The organism is Fibrobacter sp. UBA4309 (assembly GCF_002395745.1).
In the GTDB taxonomy this organism is placed as follows: Bacteria; Fibrobacterota; Fibrobacteria; order Fibrobacterales; family Fibrobacteraceae; genus Fibrobacter.
The window spans coordinates 1-17,264 of record NZ_DGUN01000022.1; the positions used below are offsets into that span (position 1 = coordinate 1).

Below are 17,264 nucleotides of genomic sequence, written 5' to 3' on the forward strand. Positions count from 1 at the left end.
AGAGACCGCTCGTACCGCCGGAGAAGCGACCGTCGGTGAGGAGGGCGCAGGACTTGCCGAGGTGACGGCTCTTGAGGTAAGAGGTCGGGTAGAGCATTTCCTGCATGCCAGGACCACCCTTCGGGCCTTCGTAGCGGATGACGACCACGTCGCCAGCCTTCACCTTGTTGCCGAGGATGCCTTCGACAGCTTCTTCCTGGCTTTCGAACACGATGGCCGGACCAGTGAACTTCCAGATGGATTCATCGACACCTGCGGTCTTCACGATGCAACCGTCGATAGCGAGGTTACCGTACAGAACAGCGAGGCCGCCGTCCTTGGTGTAGGCGTGTTCGCCGTCGCGGATAGCGCCGTTTGCGCGGTCGAGGTCGTGGTCGGGGTACATGAAGTTCTGAGAGAAGGCTTCGATGTTGTACTTGCGGCCCGGGCCAGCGAGGTAGCGCTGCTTGGCTTCGGCGCTCGGGTTACGCTTGAGGTCGTTCACTTCGAGAGCTTCGCCCATGGTGGCTGCGTGAACGGTCTTTGCATTCTTGTGGATGAGGCCCATACGGTCGAGTTCACCGAGGATGCCCATGATGCCGCCAGCGCGGTTCACGTTTTCCACGTGAATGTTGTGGACGGTCGGGGCGACCTTGCAGATGCACGGCGTGTTGCGGGAGAGGCGGTCGATGTCCTTCATGGTGAAGTCGACGCCAGCTTCCTGTGCGACGGCGAGCAAGTGGAGCACGGTGTTGGAGGAACCGCCCATGGCGATGTCGAGGCGCATGGCGTTTTCGAAGGCGTCCTTCGTGGCGATGCTGCGCGGGAGGATGCTTTCGTCGTTCAAATCGTAATACTGGTGGCAGAGTTCCACGATACGCTTACCGGCAGCTTCGAACAGCTTCTTACGTTCGGCGTGCGTTGCAACGATGGTGCCGTTGCCCGGGAGGCTGAGGCCGAGGGCTTCGGTAAGGGAGTTCATGGAGTTTGCGGTGAACATGCCGGAGCAGGAACCGCAGGTCGGGCAAGCGTTAGCTTCGATGGCGGCCACTTCTTCGTCGCTGATGGTGTTGTCGGCGGAATCGATCATGGCGTCGATCAAGTCGAGAGCGCGGTCCTTGCCGTCCTTCGTCGTGACGTGACCCGCTTCCATCGGGCCGCCAGAAACGAAGATTGCCGGAATGTTGAGGCGCATGGCGGCCATGAGCATACCCGGAGTCACCTTGTCGCAGTTAGAGATGCAAACGAGGGCGTCGGCGCGGTGGGCGTTAGCCATGTATTCGGTAGAGTCTGCGATGAGATCGCGGCTGGGCAAGCTGTAGAGCATGCCGTCGTGGCCCATGGCGATACCGTCATCGACGGCGATGGTGTTCATTTCCTTGGCGACACCACCGGCGGCTTCGATAGCGCGTGCGACCACCTGGCCCAAGTCCTTCAGATGAACGTGTCCCGGAACAAACTGGGTGTAGCTGTTCACCACGCAAATCACCGGCTTACCAAAGTCTTCCACCTTGGTTCCCGTTGCGTGCCACAGGGCGCGTGCACCGGCCATTTCGCGGCCTTCCATAGTCTTGAGCGAACGAAGTTTCGGCATAATAATCCTCTTTTGTGTCTTAAACTTTTTCAAAAAATGTAGAAAATTTGAAATTCCATGGCACAAATCCCGGCAAAAATCCGTCTTATACAGTAGGTGGGGACTGCTCCATCCGCCCAGCGGGGGCGTACCCGCAAAAAAAGGAATATAAGATGGACAAAAATCGAAAAGTAATTCGCAAGAACCCGATTCCGGAGGCGTTCAGGGGCAAGGTCTACCTGGACCCGACATACGACCCGGCTTTCAAGGAGTTTTTCGGCAGTGAGGCCGCCTTGAAGGACTTTCTTGACGGCGTACTTGATCTCGAGGGCGACGACAAAATCAAGACGCTTCGCTTCAGGTTCGAGGAGCCCGTGGAATTTCGCCTTCCCGAGCGCAAGAAGGTGGTGTTCGACATCTTCGCAACAACCGGGACGGGCCGGTTCCTGAACGTGGAGATGCAGCGCCTGGAACACGACTTTTTCATCGACCGCACTATCCTCTATAAGGCCTTTTTGCTTATCAAGGGAAAGAAGGAGATGGAAAATTCTCCAGAATTTAAGGCTCTTCCCGCAGACTTGCAGAGGCGACGCCGCTACCAGTTGCCGGAGACGGTATCTATTTGGATTTGCGACTTCGACTTGCCCCATGCCGAGGGGGAATATTTGGACGAGTGGGCGCTTTACAGCAGGATCTCCCTGAAGGGCGGAAGTGCTCGACCACTTTCGGAAAAAAATAAGTATATTTTCCTTAGCATCCCGAACTTCACGAAGTCCGCCGACGAGGTGAAGGGGGCCGTAGATGTATGGCTCTACCTACTGAATCACGCCAGGGACGGCGGTGAACTTCCGGATTTCGGCAGCGGAGTCGTCGAGGAGGCACTCGAGCGCATTCGCGTGGACAACGCGGCCGACGAACTTCTGTCCGTTCAGGAGAAAGCTATGGCACACGAAGAAGATTACGAAATCATGCTGGCTGGAGCCAAGATCCGCGCCCAGGAAGAAGGTCATGCACAAGGTCATGCACAAGGTCTTGCTGAAGGCCTTGCTGAAGGCCGTGCACAAGGCCGCGCAGAAATGGCCGAATTCCTGCGCTCGAAGGGCGTCTCCGAATCCATAATAGCCGAGGCGCTCGCCGCGAAGTAATTCCCTCAAAAAGTGCGCTAAATCACATAAAAATCAAGGACTTATGCGAAAAAAGGGAATTTTTTCGTGACGAAGGGCACGTTTGAGCCCTCTGTTTCTGTTTTTTTTCGTAAAAATATTGTAATTTCCTTATTTTTTTCTATTTTTGTGAAAAAAAAACGAGGCAATGTATGCGAAAATTTACAATTGCGGGCGCTTTGTGTGTAATGTTTGGGTTGCTTGCCGTGGGGCAGGCGTTTGGTGCGATGGATTCGTGGATGAAGCATGCAAGTTCCCAAGAACCCTCTGTAAATCCAACAAGTGAATGCTATGAAGTTTCTACACCGGAGCAATTGGCGTGGTTTGCTGGGAAAATTCCTGGCAAATGCATTGAATTGGCTGCTGATCTTGACATGAAGGGAAAAGGTGATGGGTACTATTGGGTTCCTATTGCAGCAGGAGGATCAGCTACGGCCGTTAATTTTAATGGTAAAGGCCATATCATTCGAAACCTATATATAAGTGCCGAAGAAATTTTGTCAAATAATGCATATCCTTCAAATTTTGCTCAGAACCTTGGCCTTATCGGAGCTTTTAAGGGGCATGTGCAAAATGTGATTCTTGAAGATGTTCAAGTATATGCCTATGGCAATAATTTTAACACCACTAATACAGACAATCCTGTTAAAGGCCCGCTTTCCATTGGTACAGTTGTCGGCTGGCAGAGTGGTGGAGGCATTGTTGAAGACTGCTATGTTACGGGCACAATGCTGACTATTGGTGATGGGCAGGCTGTTGGAGGAATTGTCGGTAATAATGGTGGTGGAACGATTCGTAATTGCTATAGTGCTGTAAATATCACTGCAAATGGTATTGCCTATGTCGGGGGAATTGCTGGATATTCGAAAAATTATAGTGGAGATGTAACTATCTCATCTTGCGTTTATGCCGGTGAAACCCTTTCTGCTGTTGGAGAAGGAACTGTAATAATTAATGGAAAGGAAGAATACTTTGTTTCTAGTGCAGGAGCCATTGTCGGAAACCATTATAATGGTAATACCACTTTTGAAAATGTTTATTATGATAGCGACAAGTTTGAGACTGGTGTGGGCGCAACTATGGGAGGAAACACCACGGGTGAGCCTTCTGGGGAGCCGGAATTAAATTCAGATTTAATTGCTTGCACTCTTAACGGCGGTGAAATACAACAAGATGGATCTTGTTCCAAAGAAGGTGCTTGGTCTGCCGGGGAAGACGGTCTTTCTCTGGATGGTTATGGTGCAGATGGCTACAAGATTATTTTCGATGCAAATGGAGGATCTTTTACTGGTGGAACGACCTTTGTCAAAAATGTAAAGCCTGAAAATGTTGTCAATAATGAAGGGGTTGATAATCCGACATGGGATGAAAACCATGCTTTTGTTGGTTGGGCTCTTTCTTCGGATGCATCTGAACCGGAAGATCTTGGAAATCCCACAAAGGACAAAGTGGTTTATGCAGTATGGAATCCTGTTTATGCGATTACGTTTAGTGCGGCACCCGGAAAATTTGCCGATGGAGATGATGAAAAGATCGTAAAGGTCGAACTCGGTAAGAAAATTTCTATTGGTGACGCATTTGGTAACCCGGAAAGAGAGAACTATTATTTTAGGGGCTGGGCCTCTAACGAGAATCCTTCGGTAGAAGATGCTCTTGTTGACGAAGAAACAGGTCTTGACGCCCTCCCGGATGCAAGTGATAATAAAACGTTCTACGCAGTTTGGACAGAAGTCCCTACGTACATAGTTACTTTCCATTCAAATGGACATGGACCCACGGTTTCCAAGTATCTTGAGGTCCTCGAAAACCAGACTATAGAAGGTCTGTCTGAAGAACAATTTGGAAGTGCTGTAGGATATGTCCTGGATGGTTGGTGCCATGACTCTGAATGCAATACTGTTTTTAATTTCTCCACTACACCTATAACAGGTAATATAACTGTTTATGCAAACTGGGTCAAACAGTCGTATAATGTAAATTATGTTTTGAATTGTGGTGAAGCATGTTCAGCATCTAATGCATCGACTTATACAGTGGATGGTCTTGCGCTTAATGCTCCCAGTGCTTGGGAAGGACATCAATTTGTTGGATGGTCTGAGGAAAATAATAGTACGGATGCAAAGAATTCAATTCCTGCCGGTGAAACGGGTGAGAAAACTCTCTACGCCATATGGAATGTTGACGTCTTTACGATTACATACAATGCTGGTGCTTATGGTAAGGGTAATCTTATTCCGGCTGTTCAAACGGAATATGGTGAGTCCCATACCATTATAGCGAATCAATTTACACGTGATGGATTTACTCAGGAAGGCTGGTCCACAAGCGATGGTAGTGCATCCGCTGAATATAATGTCGGTCAATCAGTGAGCAATGTTTCGCTGAACCTCTATCCGCATTGGGTCTTGAAGAATAACACTATTGCGGTAAAGGCTGTGTCGGCAGAATTCCCATATGACACCAAATCGCATGCTGCGGAATGTAGTGTTGAAGGTGAGGTCCCCGAGGGATTTACAATTTCTTCGTCTTCTTCTCCCACCGTACAAAATGTTTCTGATGGGAAAAAGACTGCGTCATGTACTTTGATTATAACAGATGAAACAGGTACAGATGTAACCAGTTCTTTCACGATAATCTCTTCTAAAGGTTCGATTTCTGTTAAGGCTGCAGAAACTCCGATTGGAGCATTGACAATCCTTACGGATGAAAATGGCAAAAGAGCTGTTATCAACGGCACTTATGGTGGTGCTGTTACGCCCAATTTTGAAGAAAATGATGCTGTTGAAATCACTACGGGCATTACGGTCAAGAGCGTGACACTGAACCGAACGTTCACTAAAAACGTTATTTCTACACTGTATGTCCCGTTCAAGATTGCTTCGAATAAAATTGTTGGAGCAAAAGTTTACAAGTTTGAGACGGTTGAGAAAAATGAAACTGATGGCCGCTGGAAGTTCAAGGTTTCAACGGCGGAAACTGTCGAGGCGAATACACCTTATGTTATTCTGCCATCAGCAACGCAGGTAACCTTTAAAGCATCATCCTTGACACTCAATACGTCTAATCCGGTAACACATTCGGAGGGTAAGTGGGAATTCAAGGGAACCTACGAGCTTAAGACATTTGCAGAAACAAACGATAAGGCTTTCTATGTCTTTGCAGGCCAAGAAAGTGCCGGAACAAAGCTTGGTCAGTTTGTGAAATCCAGTGGCTTTGCCAATCCGATGCGCGCCTATCTGATTTACCACAAGAATGCTAACGTTGCGGCGAAGTCTGCCAGCGGTAGCTTGGGTAGCAACATTCTGCTCCCAGACGAACTTGATATCGAGGTCGAAGACGAGAATGGCATCGTTGTCCAGACGGGCAGGCTCAATACGCTCACGGGCGAGGTTCGCATGGACCGCTGGTTCGACCTGAAGGGCCGCAAACTGAATTCCAAGCCGACCGTGAAGGGAACCTACTACAAGAACGGGAAAAGGGTCATTGTTAAGTGATTTGGACCACTTTTTTGAAGAGAAATAGTGGTTCGGTCGTGACATGACTCACGATTTTCCCTCTTGACGACGCTTTTTTCTGTAAATTTATTTTAATTTTACAGAAAAAAGCTAAATTTAAGGAAAAAGGGGAAATTTTATGCAGTTTATAACCAGATTGAAAACATTATTTATCGTGACCTGCCTCGTGTTTGTGGGGCAGGGGTTTGCCGCATGGGACGGCGTGTCAACTGAGCAACCGCAAAATACAGAGGTTATAGACGGAAAAACGTTTTATTTGATTGAAAATGAGGAGCAGCTGGCTTGGTTTGCCCAACAGGTGAATAGTGGTAAGTGGGACTATAATGCAAAGCTGACCGCGAATCTCGATATGAGTAATCCTGACCCGTCAAAAAAGAGCCTTTGGACTCCGATTGCTGTAGGTAATGGAGATGGTGGTAGAAAGGTTTTCAAGGGAACTTTTGATGGAAATAAGCATGTTATCTCCAATTTGTACATTTCTGCTGAAGAATTAATTACAAAATATTATGGCCAACCAATAAATAATAATAATGGCCAGGAAAATGGTACAGCCCAGAATTTAGGCTTTATCGGATGTCTCACTGGAACTGTAAAGAATCTAATTATTGAAAATATTGAAGTTCATGGTTATGGCAAGGGGGGACTCGGTGATAACAAAAACTTGGTTGACAAACCGCTTTCTATTGGAACGGTAGTGGGGTGGCAGAGTACAGATGCCAGCGTTATTGAAGGTTGCTATGTGACGGGTGTTGTCATCACGAGTGGAGATGGCCAGGCCGTTGGAGGAATTGTAGGTAATGTGGGGAGTGGTACTGTAAGAAATTGCTATAGTGCAGTTGATATTTATGCTAGTGGTTTAGCTTATGTGGGTGGAATTGCTGGCTATACGAAAAAATATAGCGGCAATTTAGTCACAATGGAATCCTGCGTTTATGCGGGTGAAACCCTTTCCACAGAAGGTTCTGCCCAAGTGGCAGGAAAAGACAGTTCGGGTAGGGCTGGTACTATTATCGGCTATCAGTATAAAGGAACGGTGACCCTTTCTAACCTCTATTATGATCAAGAACAGTTCCCTGGTGAAAATGCGGGAATCGGCGCCACGACTGGCGGATCGACTTCAGGAAGTACGACGCCGCAACCGAATGTGAATTCTGCTGCAACAATTTGTTTGTTAAATAATGGGACTCTCACTGATGGTGTATGCGATAAAAATTCGCCTTGGGAAATGGGAGAATCTGGTCCTGTTTTAATTGAATATAGTTCTGATGGCTACAAGATTACTTTTGATGCTAATGGTGGTTTTTTTGCTGGAAATGTGACCTCGGCTGTAAAATATATTAAGCCGGATTATGTTATTAACGATGACGGCCTTACAAAACCAACCCGTGATGATTTTGCCTTTGTTGGTTGGTCTACGAATAAAAATGCAGTACAACCTGACCAAAATTTGGGAACGGTTTCAGGTGCTGCTAAATTCTATGCAGTCTGGAATCCGATTTATATGATTACGTTTGGTACAATTAATGGCGATAATCATGGAACCTTCACGGATGGCTCAAGTACTCCCAAGACAGTGAAAATTGAAAAAGGAAAAAGGATTTCGGTGCAGGGCTTTGATAGGCCAACGTCTTATACAGAAAATGATGTGAAGTACAATTTTGTTGGATGGGCTTTTGCAGAAGCACCTGCTGATGCTCTTGTTGAGGGCGGGCTTGATAACCTTCCCCTTGCGACAAAGGATACGACTTTGCTTGCCGTATGGACGACGGCCCCTGTTTATACCGTTAGTTTCTTTGCGAATGGTTCAACAACAGCTTCGTATGTTAGTACTGTGTACCAAAATGATAAAGCAGCTGAATTGACTGTTGATAAAATGGATCCGAATCCAGGCTACACTTTCCTTGGCTGGTATGAAGACCTTAATGGTGAATCATTTGATTTTAATACAGTAATTAATCGAGACGTAAACCTTTTTGCTAAATGGGAAAAGGATAGTTATAATATTACATATGAGAATCTAAATGGGGCAGCCAATCCAAATCCGAGTACATATACCGTAGATGGCTTAGCCTTACAAGTACTGTCCTTGGATGATGCTCATAAATTTGAAGGGTGGTGTACCGATTATGAATTGAAAAATTGTATTACTGAAATTGCTCCGGGGAAAACTGGTGCTTTGACCCTGTATGCAAAATGGTCTGATGTTACATATGCGATAATCTATAGAGCGGCAGGTTCTGGTGCAACAGGGAACGTTTCACAGGGTGTGAAATACCATGGTGTTCCCTATACGCTTTTAGGGGAAAGCTATGATCGTCCTGGTTACAAGCAGAATGGCTGGACGACAACGCTTACGGGCGATAAAATCTATGATTATGGTGATTCTTACGAAGTTGACGCTTCCATTACGTTCTATCCGACATGGAACACTGCCCATTATACTATTACTTATGTGTGTGATGGTTGTACAGATTTTAATAATCCTACTTCGTATACGAAGTTTGATAATGGCGATTTGAAATTTAAAAATCCGATATATCCCGGACCCGATCAGTATTATTGGGGAGGCTGGTTCAAGGATGCCGCATTTACCCAGTCGATTCAAATAATTAAGAAAGGCTCTTATGGTGATACGACCATTTATGCTAAGTTGCTCAAATACTACAATATAGATTATGATTTGGGTGGAAAAAATGTTAAGGCCAATAACACTGCGAGATATCATGTTGAATTTGCTGTTGAACTTAAAGCGCCTGATCCAAGTTCTATAGATGGTTACACCTTTGCTGGCTGGTATGATAATCCTGCTTTCGCAGGCAATCCTGTGACGGAAATTCCGCTGGGCTCTACTGGAGACAAGACCTTCTATGCCAAGTGGATTCCTGAATCTGTTGAAACTCAGTATGGAGCAATCACCATCACGGAATCTAATACCAATGTTGACGGCGAAATTGTAACGACTCGTGCAGCCGTCATCAACGGCACATATGGTGGGGCTACTGAGCCTAATTTTGACGAAGCTGATGCTGTTGAAATCACTTCCGACATTACTGTCAATAGCGTGACTTTGAACCGCACGTTCAATAAAAACGTTATTTCTACGTTGTACGTCCCGTTCGAAATAGCTGCAGCCAATGTTGTTGGCGCCAGTGTCTACCAGTTCAATACAGTTGTGAAGAGCGATGTGGACGGCCGCTGGAAGTTCAAGGTTTTAACGACGGAAACGGTTGAGGCGAATACGCCGTATGTTATTCTTCCTTCAGCAACGCAGGTAACCTTTAATGCAACATCCTTTATTCTCAATACATCTAATCCGGTGACACATTCGAAAGGCAAGTGGGAATTCAAGGGGACATATGAACTAGTGACATTCGAAGAAACAAGCGATGATGCTTTCTATGTCTTTGCTGGTCAAGAAAGTGTCGGAACCAAACTTGGTCAGTTTGTGAAATCAAGTGGCTATGCAAATCCGATGCGCGCCTACCTGGTTTACCATAAGAATGCCAACGTTGCGGCGAAGTCTGCTAGCGGCACTCTTGGTAGCAACATCCTGCTCCCAGACGAACTCGATATTGAAATCGAGAACGAGAATGGCATTGTTGTACAGACGGGTAAACTCAATACCGTTACGGGCGAGGTCCGCATGGACCGCTGGTTCGACCTGAATGGACGTAGGCTGAATTCGAGGCCTTCTACGAAGGGAACCTACTATAAGAATGGAAAAAAAGCTATTATTAAGTAAAAGAAGGAATACGAAAATGAAAGAATTCAATGAAAAGATGAAGAAGGAATACGCCACTCCGCAGATGGAAGTCATGGACTGCGCCGTTCAGAGTTTCCTATGTGATAGTGCTCCTAAAGAGGTGGACGTTTGCTTTGGGGAATGTCCTGAAGATTAATGTTTGTTTCGCCGCTAATAGGGCTTTCATCATGAAAAACAAAAAGACATACATAAGACCGCAGATGAAGGTATGTAAAGTTGATGCGCGAACTGCACTGATGCAGTCGTCCAATCCTTATTATGGTCCTGCCGGCTTCAGGGACTGCGAAAAGGACTATTTCGCCTAGCTTTAATGCGTCTGGAATAGATTTTATCGGGATCGTTTTCGGTCCCGATTTTTTTATATATAGGCCAATGACCCCGATGTTAGAAGATGCTCTTTTTACGCTTTTGCGGATTGGTCTGGGGGTTGCAGAACCGCAGCCTTCGGGACTTGCGCTGTCTGCGGAGGACTGGGAGCGTCTCTATTCCATGGCGGGGGAGCAGTCCGTGCTGGGGATCGCCTACGCGGGTATCGAGCGCTTGCCGAAAGATGCCCAGCCGCCGATGGAGCTTGCGTTCCAGTGGGCGAGCGAGGCGGAGACGGTCCGCGGACATAACCGCCTGGTGAACGCCGAGGCGTCGCGGCTCACGGAGTTCTTTGCGGCGGCCGGGCGTAAGACGGCGGTACTGAAGGGCCCTGCCAACGCGATGCTCTACCCGGACCCGCTTAGCCGCCAGTGCGGAGACATCGACCTCTGGGTAGAAGGCGGCCGCAAGAGCGTCTTGGACCTGCTTAAACACAAGAACCTAGTTGCGGGGGAGCATTCCCTGATGATGCTGTATGCGGCTCCCCACCACGTGGACCTTGCGCCCGGGCCGGACGGCATCCATGTCGAAATCCATTTCGAACCGTCTTCGGGCAACAAGGACCCGTTTGCGAATCGGCGCATGATGCGCTACCTTGCAGGCGAGATTGCCAAGGCGTGTATGGCGCCCGTCGGCTTTTGCGTCCCGTCTATCAGGTTCGCGCTGGTGATGCAGCTGTCGCATATCCAGAGGCATTTTATTTCTACGGGGATTGGCCTGCGCCAGATAGTGGACTACTACGTGCTGTTGCAGAATTCGACGGAAGCGGACCGTACCGAGGTTGCCGCGCGCCTGCGAACCTTCGGGCTGTCGCATATGGCTGGCGCCTTGATGTGGGTGCTGGGCGAGAAGCTTGGCCTCGAGCGGAACCGCATGCTGTGCAAGCCGGACGCTTTTCGCGGGCGTTGGCTGCTTTCCAAGGCTTTTGCGGGGGGCAACTTCGGGCATTACACCGAGGAGGAACGCGGGCTCGTGCGCCGCTGGATTGCGCGGCGGTGGAGGCTGCTGCGGTGTTTGCCTTTTGCGCCGGCGGAGGTGTTCTGGACGGGCGTCGACTTCGCGATGACACTGGTGCGGTCCATCCCGGTCCGCATCAGGCTGCGCAGGCTTTCGCTGGAAGGCCTGCAATAATCCGGCTTCTAACAAAAAAGTCCGGCAGGGCCGGACTTCCAAAGTTTACCACTTCATATCGAGTTCCCACGGGCATTCCTCGAGTTCTTCGTACTTGAAGGTCGGGTTGTCTGCCGCGTTCAGCCAGTTGGCGAGGAATTCGCAACCGGCCTGGAGCTTGGGGAACTTGCTCAGCTGCTTGCACTTGTCGAGGAGGCAGCCCTTGTTGCCGGCACCGCATTCGCTGAGGTATCCGCCGTACTGGCTGCCCATGGAGCCGATGCCGAGCTGCTTGCTGCATCCGTTGAACATGCCTACGCCACCGCCCGGAATCATCAGGTCGAACTGTCCCTGCTGCACGTCGCCGCCGATGTTGGACACCATCACGACCATCTTCTTGCCGTTGAGGCCGTTGCCGCCGCCCTGGTGGTCGCCGCCGTCGAAGGTGAGGAGGTAGCAGTAGCCGCACTTGGCGCCGTCGGCCGCGGGAACTGCCGCAAAACCGAAGGCGATGTTGTCGGTGGCTGCCCACGGGGCCTGGAAGTCGCAGACGCCGGCTTCGCCACCGTCGCAAACACTCTTGTAGCCGTTACCGATGGTTTCCATCTTGTTGTCGCAGGTCTGGGTTGTAGTCTTGGCTTCGCGCTTGTCTTGGGCGTTCTTGCCTACGTTGCCGTCCCATCCGCAGTGGGGCTTGCAGCAGTCCCAGTAACGGGTTCCCCAGCCGTGGCCCTGGTGGCCGCCGCTCTTGACCTTGAAATTGGTCGTGGTGGCGCGGCTGCTCGAGCTCCTGACGCTGGAACTGGACTTGACGCTGCTCGAACTCTTGACACTGGAGCTGGACTTGACGCTGCTCGAACTCTTGACGCTGGAGCTGGATTTCGGCTGCACGGCTGCGCTGGAGGCCGGGGTAGCGGCGCTAGACAAGGGTTCCGGCATGGCGCTGGACATTTCGGGTTCGACAGTCGGGGGCTGGAGCATCGTGCCGTCTGCGGCGAAGACGCTTCCGTCGGGGTTGTGTACCGTTCCGTCGGGGTCTATCTGGGTGCAGTCGGCCAGGTAGATGCCCGTTGCAAGGGGCTCGCCCTCCATTCCGTAAATGCTGTTCGTTGCGATGTCGTAGAGGCCGATAGGAGTCCCTGCTCCGTCAAGCACGGAGAAGGATTCTTCGCCCATGACAATGACGTAGGTGACATCGCCCTGGAAAATCCACCTGGTGGGTAGGAGCTCGGAAACGCCCTGCTCTTCCGGTTCCTGGCCGGACGCCGTTTCGCCGGAGCAGTTCCAGGCGACAACGAAAGCTGCCGCGAGAGTCAGGGTCTTTAGGAATGGAAATCTCATTTTTACCTCAAATGTTCTAATAATTATTTAAACTCGACTAATCCTAAACATCCTAAAGATGCCCCGGTGTTGGCGGGGCGGTACCAATTAGTATTTCTGCTTCAGTTCTTGCGGGCATTCGACTTCGACGTAATCGTGCTCCGGGTTGCCTGCGGCGTGCATCCAGTCGGCGAGGAACATGCAGCCCTTCTTGGCTTCTTCGTCGCTGCCGAACGAGCTCTTGCACTTATCCTGGAGGCAGGTGAGCACGGCGGCGGCCTTGTAGTTCTTCTCCTTCTCGCAATCGCTGAGGAGACCGCCGTACTGTTCGGAATTCTGAATGTTCCAGCCCATTTGGCTGCAACCGTTGAACATGCCGAAGCCACCGCCCGGAATAAGAATGTCGAACTGTCCCTGCTGAACGTCGCCACCGATGTTGGTGGTCATGATGATAAGTTTCTTGCCCTTGATGGCCTTGTGGTTCGCGTCGGTGGAGTACTTGCCGGTTCCCTTGAATGTGAGCTGGAAGCACTTGCCGCAGTCGCCGCCGTTAGATGCCGGCACTGCCGCGAAGGCGAAGGCCATGTCGGTACAGCCGTCGATAGTGAACGGTATGTGGCTCGTGCAGGTGGTCTGTCCGCCTCCGCTGCAGATGCTTCCGCCACCGCCGACGGGGTTCTTGCCCCTGGAGTCGCAGGTCTTGGAAAGATAGCCGGTATTCTGGGGCCAGGAACAGTGCGGTGCGCAGCAGTCCCAGTAACGGGTGGCCCAGCCGGAACCGCCGCCGCCCTTGACCTGGATATTCGGGCACCTGGAGTTGTCGGAGGCCGAAGATGCCGGCTTGCTGCTGCTGGAACTCTTGACGCTGGAGCTGGACTTTGCGCTGCTGGAGCTCTTGACGCTGGAGCTGGAGCGGGCCGGTTCCACGTTGGCGCTGGATTCCGGGTCAACTTCTGCCGAAGTGGGCTCGATGGAAGCGGAGCTCAGTGCGATGTCCGCGCTGGATTCCGGGTCGGGGTAAATGGTTTCGGAGGAACTGGATTCCGGAACGACCGGCGGCTGGATCATCGTGCCGTCTGCGGTGTAGATGCTTCCGTCGGGATTGTGTACCGTTCCATCGGAATCGATTTGGGTGCATTCGGCCAGGTCGATGCCTGCAGCCAGGGGTTCGCCCTGCATGCCGATGATGCTTTCGGTAGCGACATCGTAGGCGCCAATGGCGTTCCCTTCGCCGTCAAGGACAGTGAAACCCTGTTCGTTTGCGACAATGACGTAGGTGACGTCACCCTGGAAAATCCATCTGGTTGGCAGGGTCTCGGCCGCGGCCTGTTGTTCTCCGCCCTGGTCGGCGACAGCCTCCTCGGAACAGTTCCAGGCGACAGCGATCGCTGCCGCAAGGGTCAGGGTTCTTACAAAGGGAAACTTCATTTTTACCTCAATAATTCGCGTTTTTCCTCAAATTTAATCGTTTCCTTGCATCCCAAAAATAGCCCCGGTTAAAGCGGGGCTACAAAATTACCATTTTGACTTGAGAGCCTGCGGGCAAGTGACTTCCTTATAGGTGTGTTCCGGGTTGCCTGCGGCTTCCATCCAGGTGGCTAAGAAAAGACAGCCCTGTTTTGCCTCGGAGTCGTTTGCGAAGGCGCTGTTACATTTCTTGGTGAGACATTCCTTGCGCAGCGAGAGCAGGTCGCCATCGTAGCCGACTTCTTTTTCGCAGTCAGAGAGAAGGCCGCCATACTGCGTAGTGTTACTAGGAATGTTCCAGCCCATCTGACCGCATCCGTTAAAGGCACCAAATCCACCACCAGGAATCATCACATCGAACTGGCCGGGGTTCACGTCGCCGCCGATATTGGAGGCCATGACGACGAGGGTCTTGCCCTTAAGTGCCTGGTGGTTGGCCTTGGTTTCGTACTTGCCCTTGCCCGTAAAGGTGAGGGCGAAGCATTTGCCGCACTGGCCGCCGGCGGATGCGGGCACGGCCGCAAAGGCATAGGCGACCTTGTCGCTGGCGATTATAGGAACCTGGCTTGTGCAGGTGGTTCCCTGTCCGCCAGAGCAAATGCTGCCGCTACCACTACCGATGGGGCTCTTTCCCTTGGCGTCGCAAGTCTTGGTCGGGTTGCCACCGGCGTTCTCGTTCCAACCGCAGCTAGGCATGCAGCAGTCCCAGTAACGGGTTGCCCATCCGCCTTGGCCGCCGTTGCCTGCATCGACGTACTTGGAGGCTTCGGCATCGGTCTGGCCACTGCCCTGCGAGCTGCTCTGTTGCTGCTGTTGCTGGCTGCTGGAAGACTTCACGCTGCTCGAGGACTTCGGCTGTTGCTGTTGCTGGCTGCTGGAAGACTTGACGCTGCTCGAGGACTTCGGCTGTGCAGAACCGCTGCCGACAGTGAGCTTGAACGTGACGGAACCTTCACTGAAGGTGTACTTGTCGGAGAGGGTCGTGCCGTCGCTCAGGTAGTCGGGCACGGTTCCGGTAAGCGTGTAAGTCTTGGCGTTCTGGTCGTACTTGCCGTTCACGAAGTAGATGTTCCATTCTCTCTGCGGTTCGCCGGAGACGTTCTTGAACACGACCGTGCTGATGGAGCCGTTCTTCTGGACGTTCTGTTCCAGGCTGCCCTCGACCGTGATGGAGCCGATGTTCGTCGGCTGGGACTTGCTGCTGGAAGAAGACTGCGGTTTCGGATCGTCCTTCTGCGCGGACAAAGATGACTGCTGCGGATTGTCCTTCTGCACGGACGAAGAGGACTGCTTGACGTCCGGGTTCGTCGTGGCGGATGTCGGCGTGACATCGGGAGTGGTGTTGCCCGTAGAGCTGGACTCGACAACCGGATCGATGTTGGTCGGGCCGCTTATCATGTTGCCGTCCTTGTCGAACACGGAGCCGTCGGGATTGTGCACGGAACCGTCGGGCAAGATCTGCGAGTAATTCGAGAGGATGATGCCCGTGGCGATAACTTCGTTGGCGGGGGTCACGATGGTGGCCGTAGCGGCGTCGTATGTTCCGACAGGCGTGCCTTCGGCGTTGACGACGGCGAAGACGCCGTTGCTCGGATAAATGACATAGGTCACGTCACCGTGGATAACCCATCTCGTGGGCATTTCGGTGGGGTCAGCTGTTCCATGGTCAACAAAAGCCTGTTCAAGCTGCTGCTCGACATTGGCAACATTTTCGTCGGAACAGTTCCAAGCGACAACAAGTGCCCCGGCGATGGCTAAGGATCGAAAGAACGGAAACTTCATTTTTACCTCGTTTTTTGGCGTTTTTCGCCTAAAAACTATATTAATGATGTCCGTTTTCAATGTAAAAATTTTATTCGCGTGACACGGGTCAAATAAAGTGTTCCCGATGTGTTCTTTTTTACTTTATTGCGTTAAAGTTTGTAAACAAAATCGCGTTTTTGTGCATGTTTTTGTTTACAAAGAGAAGTTTCTCAAACCTTTGTGAAGAGTGCATTCAGACCGATTCCGCCGTGGCTCGTGGCGATTTTTTTCGCGCGCGGATTGCGTGCCGGATCGAGCTCGGGAAACTCGCTTAAAAGGTTCCCGGTGCAGGTGAATTTCGAACCGTCACGGGAGTCGTCTTTGGGGGCGAGGATGCCGACGGTAAGGTGCTTGCCGAGAGGCTCGAGCGCGCGGGCGAGCTCGGAGAGTTTCTTGCCGATTTTCGAGTAAAGCTTGGGTGCGTCGAAGTCGAGTCGCTTGCCGTAGGGCGGGTTCAGCAGCATGACCGGCTGGGCGTCGCCCGGGCAGGCGTCGGCGATTTCTTTTGCGGTGTAGCTGAAGAAGTCGCGGCACTGCGGATTGACGGTTGGCGCCGCCTGCTCGCCGGTAGTGGACGGCGCGAGCGGACAACATTCTACGTTGTGCGTAATGATGCCGATCGCCTTTTCCGAAATGTCCGAAGTGATGATTTTCGCGATTGTATGACTTCCTGAGCCAACCGCACTGGTCAAGAGTGATGGTTCCTCGCGTAGCGAGGATGACTGCGATACGATATGGTTCCACGTTGCTTGCTTGAACGCGGGCTGGTGCTTTAGAGCGAAGTCGCGGCATTTGCCCGGGATGAGTCCGTTCGCCATGTAGGCGGCCTCGAGGCTGAACGTTCCGCTGCCGGCCATGGGGTCAATGAGAGTGATGGATAATGGATAATTGATGATGGATGATTGATGATGGATGATGTGGAGTGTGGAAATGGCTTCGAAGAGCATCGCGGCGGCGATGGTTTCCTTGAGCGGGGCGTCGTTCACGAAACGCTCGTGGCCGCGCTTGTAGAGTTCTTCGCCGGCGAGGTCGAGCCAGACGGTGCAGCGGTCGTCGATGAGCGTGACGTAGAGGTTTTGCGGCGGAACGTTCTCTTCGGCTTTCGGGGCGTTGCGGGGTGCCCCCGCAGAGGGGGTAGCGGAAAACGCCGCAGGCGCTTGCAGCGAGGGGGAGACTTCCCCCTCATCACCTAAAACCTACGTCTG

At 51.4% G+C, this 17,264-nt stretch carries 12 protein-coding genes; 7 read left to right on the forward strand and 5 right to left on the reverse strand.

The features are described 5' to 3' along the window. Positions 1 to 1,573, reverse strand: a 1,573-nt coding sequence (gene ilvD / locus B3M32_RS02190; RefSeq protein WP_290743230.1) for a dihydroxy-acid dehydratase, incomplete at its 3' end; no start/stop codon positions are given. Between the two features lie 152 nt (positions 1,574 to 1,725). On the opposite strand from ilvD, the gene B3M32_RS02195 reads away from it, so the two are divergent. The 6 genes from B3M32_RS02195 (at position 1,726) to B3M32_RS02220 (ending at position 11,490) form a co-directional block, all read left to right on the forward strand. Then, complete coding sequence (locus B3M32_RS02195; RefSeq protein WP_290743233.1) at positions 1,726 to 2,697, forward strand: Rpn family recombination-promoting nuclease/putative transposase; 972 nt, start codon at positions 1,726 to 1,728, stop codon at positions 2,695 to 2,697. A 170-nt stretch (positions 2,698 to 2,867) separates the two neighbouring features. Continuing rightward, the gene (locus B3M32_RS02200) at positions 2,868 to 6,209 is read left to right on the forward strand and encodes an InlB B-repeat-containing protein (RefSeq protein WP_290743236.1); all 3,342 of its coding nucleotides are present in this window, start codon (positions 2,868 to 2,870) and stop codon (positions 6,207 to 6,209) included. A 139-nt stretch (positions 6,210 to 6,348) separates the two neighbouring features. Continuing rightward, positions 6,349 to 9,972: an InlB B-repeat-containing protein gene (locus B3M32_RS02205; protein WP_290743239.1), complete on the forward strand. Its 3,624-nt coding sequence runs from the start codon at positions 6,349 to 6,351 to the stop codon at positions 9,970 to 9,972. A gap of 16 nt (positions 9,973 to 9,988) precedes the next feature. After that, positions 9,989 to 10,129 carry a hypothetical protein gene (locus B3M32_RS02210; protein ID WP_290743241.1) on the forward strand — a complete coding sequence of 47 codons (141 nt, stop codon included), beginning with the start codon at positions 9,989 to 9,991 and terminating at the stop codon, positions 10,127 to 10,129. Positions 10,130 to 10,160: 31 nt separating this feature from the next. Then, a complete protein-coding gene (locus B3M32_RS02215; RefSeq protein ID WP_290743244.1) occupies positions 10,161 to 10,298 on the forward strand; it encodes a hypothetical protein in 138 nt (45 codons plus the stop codon). A 67-nt stretch (positions 10,299 to 10,365) separates the two neighbouring features. After that, positions 10,366 to 11,490 (forward strand): nucleotidyltransferase domain-containing protein, encoded by a 1,125-nt coding sequence (locus tag B3M32_RS02220; protein ID WP_290743247.1) that lies wholly within the window; start codon positions 10,366 to 10,368, stop codon positions 11,488 to 11,490. 45 nt (positions 11,491 to 11,535) lie between these two features. Here the strand turns inward: B3M32_RS02220 and B3M32_RS02225 are convergent, their stop codons facing one another. From B3M32_RS02225 to B3M32_RS02240, 4 genes are all read right to left on the reverse strand, one after another. Continuing rightward, positions 11,536 to 12,810: a hypothetical protein gene (locus B3M32_RS02225; protein ID WP_290743250.1), complete on the reverse strand. Its 1,275-nt coding sequence runs from the start codon at positions 12,808 to 12,810 to the stop codon at positions 11,536 to 11,538. An 87-nt stretch (positions 12,811 to 12,897) separates the two neighbouring features. Continuing rightward, the gene (locus tag B3M32_RS02230) at positions 12,898 to 14,217 is read right to left on the reverse strand and encodes a glycosyl hydrolase family 5 (RefSeq protein WP_290743253.1); all 1,320 of its coding nucleotides are present in this window, start codon (positions 14,215 to 14,217) and stop codon (positions 12,898 to 12,900) included. A gap of 87 nt (positions 14,218 to 14,304) precedes the next feature. After that, positions 14,305 to 16,038, reverse strand: a complete 1,734-nt coding sequence (locus B3M32_RS02235) for a glycosyl hydrolase family 5 (RefSeq protein ID WP_290743256.1) — start codon at positions 16,036 to 16,038, stop codon at positions 14,305 to 14,307. Positions 16,039 to 16,229: 191 nt separating this feature from the next. Beyond that, positions 16,230 to 17,006, reverse strand: coding sequence for a hypothetical protein (locus B3M32_RS02240; protein WP_290743259.1), 777 nt, complete (start codon positions 17,004 to 17,006; stop codon positions 16,230 to 16,232). Here B3M32_RS02240 and B3M32_RS02245 point away from each other — a divergent pair. Continuing rightward, entirely contained in the window at positions 16,965 to 17,252 is a 288-nt protein-coding gene (locus B3M32_RS02245; RefSeq protein WP_290743262.1) for a hypothetical protein, read from the forward strand. The two genes, B3M32_RS02240 and B3M32_RS02245, sit on opposite strands and share 42 nt — an antisense overlap. The last annotated feature ends 12 nt before the right edge of the window (positions 17,253 to 17,264 follow it).

Excerpts from the sequence above, each read along its gene's own strand:
- B3M32_RS02195 (WP_290743233.1), top strand. The coding sequence starts at position 1,726 with ATGGACAAAAATCGAAAAGTAATTCGCAAGAACCCGATTCCGGAGGCG.
- B3M32_RS02200 (WP_290743236.1), top strand. The coding sequence starts at position 2,868 with ATGCGAAAATTTACAATTGCGGGCGCTTTGTGTGTAATGTTTGGGTTG.
- B3M32_RS02205 (WP_290743239.1), top strand. The coding sequence starts at position 6,349 with ATGCAGTTTATAACCAGATTGAAAACATTATTTATCGTGACCTGCCTC.
- B3M32_RS02210 (WP_290743241.1), top strand. The coding sequence starts at position 9,989 with ATGAAAGAATTCAATGAAAAGATGAAGAAGGAATACGCCACTCCGCAG.
- B3M32_RS02215 (WP_290743244.1), top strand. The coding sequence starts at position 10,161 with ATGAAAAACAAAAAGACATACATAAGACCGCAGATGAAGGTATGTAAA.
- B3M32_RS02220 (WP_290743247.1), top strand. The coding sequence starts at position 10,366 with ATGACCCCGATGTTAGAAGATGCTCTTTTTACGCTTTTGCGGATTGGT.
- B3M32_RS02225 (WP_290743250.1), bottom strand. The coding sequence starts at position 12,810 with ATGAGATTTCCATTCCTAAAGACCCTGACTCTCGCGGCAGCTTTCGTT.
- B3M32_RS02230 (WP_290743253.1), bottom strand. The coding sequence starts at position 14,217 with ATGAAGTTTCCCTTTGTAAGAACCCTGACCCTTGCGGCAGCGATCGCT.
- B3M32_RS02235 (WP_290743256.1), bottom strand. The coding sequence starts at position 16,038 with ATGAAGTTTCCGTTCTTTCGATCCTTAGCCATCGCCGGGGCACTTGTT.
- B3M32_RS02245 (WP_290743262.1), top strand. The coding sequence starts at position 16,965 with ATGATGGATGATGTGGAGTGTGGAAATGGCTTCGAAGAGCATCGCGGC.
- B3M32_RS02240 (WP_290743259.1), bottom strand. The coding sequence starts at position 17,006 with ATGCTCTTCGAAGCCATTTCCACACTCCACATCATCCATCATCAATCA.